The 6615-nt window shown below is 46.6% G+C and carries 9 protein-coding genes; 5 read left to right on the top strand and 4 right to left on the bottom strand.

Annotated features, from left to right (window positions below):
* Positions 1-164 precede the first annotated feature (164 nt).
* The gene (locus QH73_RS07620; RefSeq protein WP_052290081.1) at positions 165-956 is read right to left on the bottom strand and encodes an alpha/beta fold hydrolase; all 792 of its coding nucleotides are present in this window, start codon (positions 954-956) and stop codon (positions 165-167) included.
* The gene (locus QH73_RS07615; protein ID WP_039715826.1) at positions 953-2023 is read right to left on the bottom strand and encodes an AI-2E family transporter; all 1071 of its coding nucleotides are present in this window, start codon (positions 2021-2023) and stop codon (positions 953-955) included. The genes QH73_RS07620 and QH73_RS07615 overlap by 4 nt, the downstream gene beginning before the upstream one ends.
* Before the next feature lie 268 nt (positions 2024-2291).
* On the opposite strand from QH73_RS07615, the gene minC reads away from it, so the two are divergent.
* From minC to minE, 3 genes are read left to right on the top strand one after another with little or no spacing between them, the layout of a single operon-like run.
* Positions 2292-3083 carry a septum site-determining protein MinC gene (gene minC, locus QH73_RS07610; protein WP_039715825.1) on the top strand — a complete coding sequence of 264 codons (792 nt, stop codon included), beginning with the start codon at positions 2292-2294 and terminating at the stop codon, positions 3081-3083.
* A complete protein-coding gene (gene minD / locus QH73_RS07605; RefSeq protein ID WP_039715824.1) occupies positions 3080-3886 on the top strand; it encodes a septum site-determining protein MinD in 807 nt (268 codons plus the stop codon). The genes minC and minD overlap by 4 nt, the downstream gene beginning before the upstream one ends.
* A gap of 38 nt (positions 3887-3924) precedes the next feature.
* Complete coding sequence (gene minE / locus QH73_RS07600; RefSeq protein WP_039717520.1) at positions 3925-4200, top strand: cell division topological specificity factor MinE; 276 nt, start codon at positions 3925-3927, stop codon at positions 4198-4200.
* On the opposite strand, the gene QH73_RS07595 is transcribed toward minE, so the two are convergent.
* Together QH73_RS07595 and QH73_RS07590 are read right to left on the bottom strand one after the other, a co-directional pair.
* Positions 4168-4347: a hypothetical protein gene (locus QH73_RS07595; RefSeq protein WP_132866737.1), complete on the bottom strand. Its 180-nt coding sequence runs from the start codon at positions 4345-4347 to the stop codon at positions 4168-4170. The two genes, minE and QH73_RS07595, sit on opposite strands and share 33 nt — an antisense overlap.
* A gap of 44 nt (positions 4348-4391) precedes the next feature.
* Positions 4392-4595, bottom strand: coding sequence for a hypothetical protein (locus tag QH73_RS07590; protein WP_132866735.1), 204 nt, complete (start codon positions 4593-4595; stop codon positions 4392-4394).
* Between QH73_RS07590 and atpD the strand changes: the two genes are divergently transcribed.
* Positions 4588-6036: a F0F1 ATP synthase subunit beta gene (gene atpD, locus QH73_RS07585; RefSeq protein ID WP_015153841.1), complete on the top strand. Its 1449-nt coding sequence runs from the start codon at positions 4588-4590 to the stop codon at positions 6034-6036. The genes QH73_RS07590 and atpD overlap by 8 nt on opposite strands.
* A gap of 123 nt (positions 6037-6159) precedes the next feature.
* Positions 6160-6579 carry an ATP synthase F1 subunit epsilon gene (gene atpC / locus QH73_RS07580; RefSeq protein ID WP_039715823.1) on the top strand — a complete coding sequence of 140 codons (420 nt, stop codon included), beginning with the start codon at positions 6160-6162 and terminating at the stop codon, positions 6577-6579.
* Positions 6580-6615 lie beyond the last annotated feature (36 nt).

The following is a 6615-nucleotide window of genomic DNA, read 5'->3' as shown; positions in this document are numbered from 1 at the left end:
CAAACCTCCGAGACTTTTATCTACCTTGCCATGATCCGTATCATGGTTAGGCGGCTGGCATAAAATCTCACCCTTCAAAACTTTTCAAACATCCTCTTATGGCTGCCGTTTGTCATTTGTCATTTGTCGTTTGTCATTTGTCATTAAACTAACAGTCGATCGCCTCAATCTAACTCAACTTGTTTGATAAAATCAAGTGCGATCGATGCTAGTTTCTCGGGATACCAAAGCATCCATTCGTGATAACCTTCTTTGACAGTAATTAGTTTAGAATTTGGGATAAGATTAGCCATTTCTCGTGCTACAGATAATGGTGTAGTTAGATCTTTCTCCGACCATAGTATCAAGCAAGGGGCTTTAATGTTAGGCAATAAAGGCGTTATATCTTGATACAATGAAATGAGTAATGCATAAATAATATTTCCACTATTAAATAATAAATTGCAGGAAAAGACTTTAGGAATATCAAAAAACTGTAACTTTAGCTTGTGAATAGAAATTTGAGCGGTCATCTCAATTGCTCTACGCGGTACAATTTCTGGTATAGCTACAGATGGAATTCCCGTACTATCTAACAAAACTAGACTTTTTACCCGATCTGGAATGAGAGTAGCTAAAGTAATAGCGATTCCTCCACCTAACGAGTGTCCCACTAGATGCACTTGTGGAAGATTTAGAGCTTCCAAGAATGAAACTATGAATTGTGCATAGCTGTTGTAATCTGAAATTAGCTTATGGTAGGAGGAACGAGCAAAACTTGGTAAATCGGGCGCGATGACAGCGTGTTGTTCTGCTATGAGTTCTAAAACTTCTTGGTAAGGCTCAGATGAGATTCCCCAACCATGTAAAAACAGGATGGGAGTTGAAGAATGCCGCTCGCTTTGCTGATAAAAAATGTTGCAATCTTTCAATTGGATGCGACAGTTAACCAACTGATTGAAAGTTTTAGCATTCATACTTCAACTTGTCCCCTTGTTTCTTTATCTTCCTTATCTTTCTTCTCTCCTTGCCATTTATTCAGAATATCTTTAACTAGAACTTCTTTTAACCAAATTTGAGTCACGATCAGTAATGGAATGGCAAGAAATAAACCTAAAAAACCGAATAAACTTGCAAACACAACTACGGCAAGAATAGTAAATACGGGCAATAAAGATACTTCGCGCTGCATAATTATTGGTACGAGTACCAAACTTTCAAACTGCTGAATTGCTAGATACAAAACAATAACCGCTCCAGCTTTCCAAGGAGCGTCTAAAAGCGCTAGCAAAACTGGAGGAATGACGCTTAAAGTCGGTCCCACGTTAGGAATGAATTCTAATAAGCCTGCTATTAAAGCATTAACTAAAGGTAATGGAACTCCCAAAAGAGATAATCCAATAAAAGAGACGACTCCAATCCCTACCATTGCAAAGAGAGTGCCTTTAATCCAACCAACTAAAGAGTCTTCGCATTCTGAAAGAATTTCGTCCACTCGACGGCGATAGAAAGCAGGGAAAGCAAGGATAAACGTGCGGCGATAGGGTACGGGATTGAGTAGCAGCATAATCGTGAGGACAAAAAATAGGAGGAAATTCACCACCGCCGCCAAAGAGTTATTCAACACGGTGACAAAGTTACCTAATATTCCCCCTACAAAAGACTGGAGTTGTTGAGTCAGATTACTCAAGGGTGGGGTGGCTTCTAAAACTCGTCCGGGAATTAAGCTGCGTACCCAGTTGTACCAGCCAAGCACCCGCTCCGATATTTCTGGCAGGAGCTTTACCAACTGTTGCAATTGCTCTACGATACGCGGCACGACGATCGCAAAAATACCAGCCACGATCGCGAGTAAGGCAATAACCGTAATTGCTATGGCAATCCCGCGCTGGATGCGATAGCGCTGAAGCAACCGCACAACTCGGTTGAGAACCGTTGCTAAGACAACAGCAGCGAATATGAGTAAAACAACTTGTCGCAGTTGCCACAGAACGTAGAGAGAGATAATCAGGGCGAGAAAACCAATCCATTGCCCGATCCGCACAGCACGCCTCCATTTTCTGGCTATTACCAGCAATTTTGCTGTTACTGTATGCCCTTGCCGCGATCGGTGTCTTCCTCCTTAGGGGGAAGGGAGCAGTTATCAGTGACCAGTGACCAGTGACCAGCGAGGGACAAGAGGGAGTAACAACAAATGACGAATGACAAATGACAATTATTAACTTCCTCAGAAAGTTTTCTGCCTCAATTCATTTAATATGTTATGGATATTTAGTGAGTCGGTTCGCGTGCCTCTGCTGACCTGATAATACATGACATCTGATTCTGCCCAACCAGAACTAGTTCCAACTATTACTCCGCCTTCCCCAGAGGCGATCGCTAGTTTACAAGTTCGCCTCAAAAGTGAGGAAGGACGGCTGGTGTTAACGCTACCAGCAGAAGGAGAATCCTCGGCGCTCAACTGGTCGGATCTTTGGATACAGTTAAAACAACGGTTGCAGGGAGGCGATCGCTTCTGGCAACCAAATACGACTGTCGATCTCATGGCAGCGGATCGGTTGCTGGATGGCAGACAACTGAAGGCGATCGCTGATGCCTTGTGGGAAGTCCAATTGCAACTGCGACGAGTCTGTACGACGCGCCGTCAAACTGCTGTAGCCGCCGCCACCGCAGGTTATTGCGTCGAACAACAAGCCCCGCCAGTATCGGCAATCAATCAACTCCCCGCAGCATCGCCCGCGCCTTTAGCAGAACCGTTGTATTTACAAATGACCGTGCGATCGGGGACAGAAATTCGTCACCCTGGTACGGTCGTGATCTTGGGCGATCTTAACCCAGGTGGAAACGTCATTGCCGATGGAGACATTTTAGTTTGGGGGCGATTGCGGGGAGTTGCCCACGCAGGAGCAAGCGGTAATTCAAAATGCCTAATTGTTGCCTTGCAAATGGAACCCACGCAGTTACGAATTGCCGATTCTGTAGCTAGAGCGCCAACAACTATCCCAGATCGATTTTATCCTGAAGTTGCCTACGTTACACCCGAAGGCATTCGCATCACAAAAGCCGCTGATTTTTCTAAGTCCCAGTTTATATCTAAGCCATGACTCGCATCATCGTCACAACATCTGGAAAAGGAGGGGTGGGTAAGACTACCTTCACAGCCAACATTGGCATGGCACTAGCCCGCATGGGGCGCACGGTTGTCCTAGTCGATGCGGATTTCGGGCTGCGTAATTTAGATCTACTACTAGGTCTAGAAAACAGGATAGTCTACACTGCCGTTGAAGTTGTCACTGGAGAATGTCGTCTAGAACAAGCCCTGGTTAAAGATAAACGCGAACCAAAACTAGTCCTGCTACCAGCCGCCCAAAATCGCACTAAAGAGGCAGTTACCCCAGAACAGATGAAACAACTGGTGGGGACTTTAACTAAAAACTACGAATATATTGTTATAGACAGCCCAGCCGGAATTGAAACGGGCTTCAAAAATGCGATCGTGGCAGCGCAAGAAGCGATCGTTGTCACTACACCAGAAATTGCCGCAGTCCGCGATGCTGATCGCGTAGTCGGTCTATTGGAGGCTAACGGAGTCAAGCAGATTCAATTAATTGTCAACCGCCTGCGCCCCGCGATGGTGCAAATGAATGATATGATGTCAGTGCAGGACGTGCAGGAACTTTTGGGCATTCCCCTATTAGGCGTAGTCCCAGAAGACGAGCGCGTGATCGTTTCAACTAATAGAGGCGAACCCCTGGTTTTAGCTGAAGACCCTACCCTAGCTGGTAAGGCATTTGATAATATTGCCCGCCGATTAGAAGGCGAAAAAATCGAATTTCTCGATCTCCATCCCGTGCATGAGGGTTTTCTTTCTCGTCTGCGCAAATTGTTGTGGACGAAACTAATTTAAGCCCCGATTTAACAACCTGCAACCTGCATCCAGATGCCATGTTTAGCGATCTTTTCGATAAAATTTTTTCTAGTAATCCGAACGACAACAACAGTCGTTCTCAAGTTAAGCAACGGCTGCAATTAGTCATTTCCCACGATCGCAGTGATTTGAGTCCGCAAACAATCGAAAAAATGCGGCGGGAAATATTAGAGGTGGTTGGTCGGTACGTCGAACTGGATGTAGAAGGGATGGAGTTTTCTTTAGAAAACAACCAGCGAGCCACAGCTCTGATTGCTAATTTACCAATTCGGCGAGTCAAAACAGACGAATGAAAAGTGGTAATTGGTAGTTGACGGTTGATAGTTGACAGTTGACGGTTGATAGTTGACAGTTGACGGTTGATAGTTCTTGCCCCTCTGCCCCTCTGCACCTGAAGCTCTCTTCCCCCGACTCCCCTGTACGGGAAGGTTTTGAGTCACAATTTATTGACGGAAGCCGTGAATCTGCTTGCTAAGGCTCGCCCCTACGACTCCCGACTCCCGACTCCTTGATAACTGATAACTGATAACTGATAACTGATCGGTGGTACTCTGGAAGATGGCAAGTTTATGTCTGTCTGTAAAGATGGCAAACTCGCATCCGTCTGAATGATGGCAAGTTTGTAGATAAACTGTCCGACCGGATCTAAAACATAGCTGAAATCGAACTTAGGCGAGAGAATGGTCACCACCGCAGAAAAAACAGGTATTGGATACATTACACAAATCATTGGTCCTGTTGTAGACGTAAAATTCCCAGAAGGCAAACTGCCAGCGATCTACAACGCTCTGACTATCAAAAGCACCAATGAAGCTGGACAAGAAGTTTCTGTCACCTGTGAAGTGCAGCAACTTATGGGCGATCAACAGGTGCGTACAGTTTCCATGAGTTCCACCGATGGTCTGGTTCGCGGCATGGAAGCGGTTGATACAGGCGCTCCCATTTCCGTACCAGTAGGTAAGGCTACCTTGGGTCGAATTTTCAACGTCTTGGGCGAACCCGTAGATAACAGAGGACCTGTTAATACAGAAGAAAAATTCCCCATCCACCGCGAAGCGCCCAAACTCGTAGATTTGGAAACCAAACCTTCCGTGTTTGAAACGGGGATCAAAGTGGTTGACCTACTCACACCCTATCGACGTGGTGGCAAGATCGGTCTATTCGGTGGTGCTGGTGTCGGCAAAACCGTAATCATGATGGAGTTGATCAATAACATTGCAACTCAACACGGTGGTGTGTCTGTATTCGGTGGCGTGGGCGAACGTACCCGTGAAGGAAACGACCTTTACAACGAAATGATCGAATCTGGGGTAATCAATAAAGATGACCTCAACGAGTCGAAAATCGCGCTGGTCTACGGTCAGATGAACGAACCACCTGGAGCCAGAATGCGGGTGGGACTATCAGCGTTGACAATGGCTGAGTATTTCCGCGATGTCAACAAGCAAGACGTATTGCTGTTTATCGACAACATCTTCCGTTTCGTCCAAGCAGGTTCGGAAGTATCAGCATTACTAGGACGGATGCCTTCAGCGGTAGGATACCAACCCACTCTGGGTACGGACGTAGGTGAATTACAAGAGCGAATCACTTCGACTACAGAAGGCTCTATTACCTCCATTCAAGCCGTTTACGTTCCAGCGGATGACTTGACTGACCCCGCACCAGCAACGACCTTCGCTCACCTAGACGGTACGACTGTATTGTCTCGTGGTTTGGCAGCTAAGGGGATTTATCCGGCGGTAGATCCACTGGGTTCTACTTCTACCATGTTGCAGCCCAACATCGTCGGTGACGATCACTACGGTACAGCTCGCGCCGTTCAAGCCACCCTCCAGCGCTACAAAGAACTGCAAGATATTATTGCTATTCTCGGTTTGGATGAATTGTCGGAAGAAGACAGACTGACAGTCGCACGGGCGCGGAAGATCGAGCGCTTCTTGTCTCAGCCGTTCTTCGTAGCTGAAGTCTTCACTGGTTCTCCTGGTAAGTACGTGAAGCTAGAAGAAACAATTAAAGGCTTCAAGTCAATTTTGTCTGGAGAATTAGACAGCCTTCCAGAACAGGCTTTCTACATGGTGGGCAGCATTGAAGAAGCAGTTGCCAAAGCGGAAAAAATGAAAGGTTAGTGGTTAGTGGCTAGTGGCTGGTGGCTAGAAAAAGACTAACCACTAATCACTGCTCGCTACTCCTGTACGGGCGCACAGCTGTGCGCCCCTACTCACTACTCACTACTCACTACTCACTTTTCTATGACATTGACAGTTCGTGTAATTTCCCCAGACAAGACTGTTTGGGATGCTCCAGCTGAAGAAGTGATTTTACCCAGTACCACCGGACAGTTGGGTATTCTCAGCGGACATGCTCCCTTATTAACTGCCCTCGATACTGCCGTGATGCGCGTCCGTCCTGACAAAGGGCAAAGTTGGGTGGCGATCGCCCTTATGGGTGGATTTGCCGAAGTCGAGAGCGATGAGGTGACAATTCTCGTCAACGGTGCAGAACGTGGCGACAAAATCGATATGGATGCCGCCCGCGCTGCATACAACGAAGCCCAAACTAAGCTCAACCAAGTTCAAGGCGCTTCTCGTCAAGAACAGATCCAAGCTACTCAAGCGTTTAAACGCGCTCGGGCTAGGTTTCAAGCCGCAGGTGGCATGGTTACAGTTTAGTTGTTTCTTGCCGATATTTCTATGTAGAGGCGCACA

The organism is Scytonema millei VB511283 (genome assembly GCF_000817735.3).
GTDB lineage: Bacteria > Cyanobacteriota > Cyanobacteriia > Cyanobacteriales > Chroococcidiopsidaceae > Chroococcidiopsis > Chroococcidiopsis millei_B.
The sequence above is the reverse complement of the archived record's forward strand: the minus strand, read 5'-3'. Positions and strand labels throughout refer to the sequence as shown.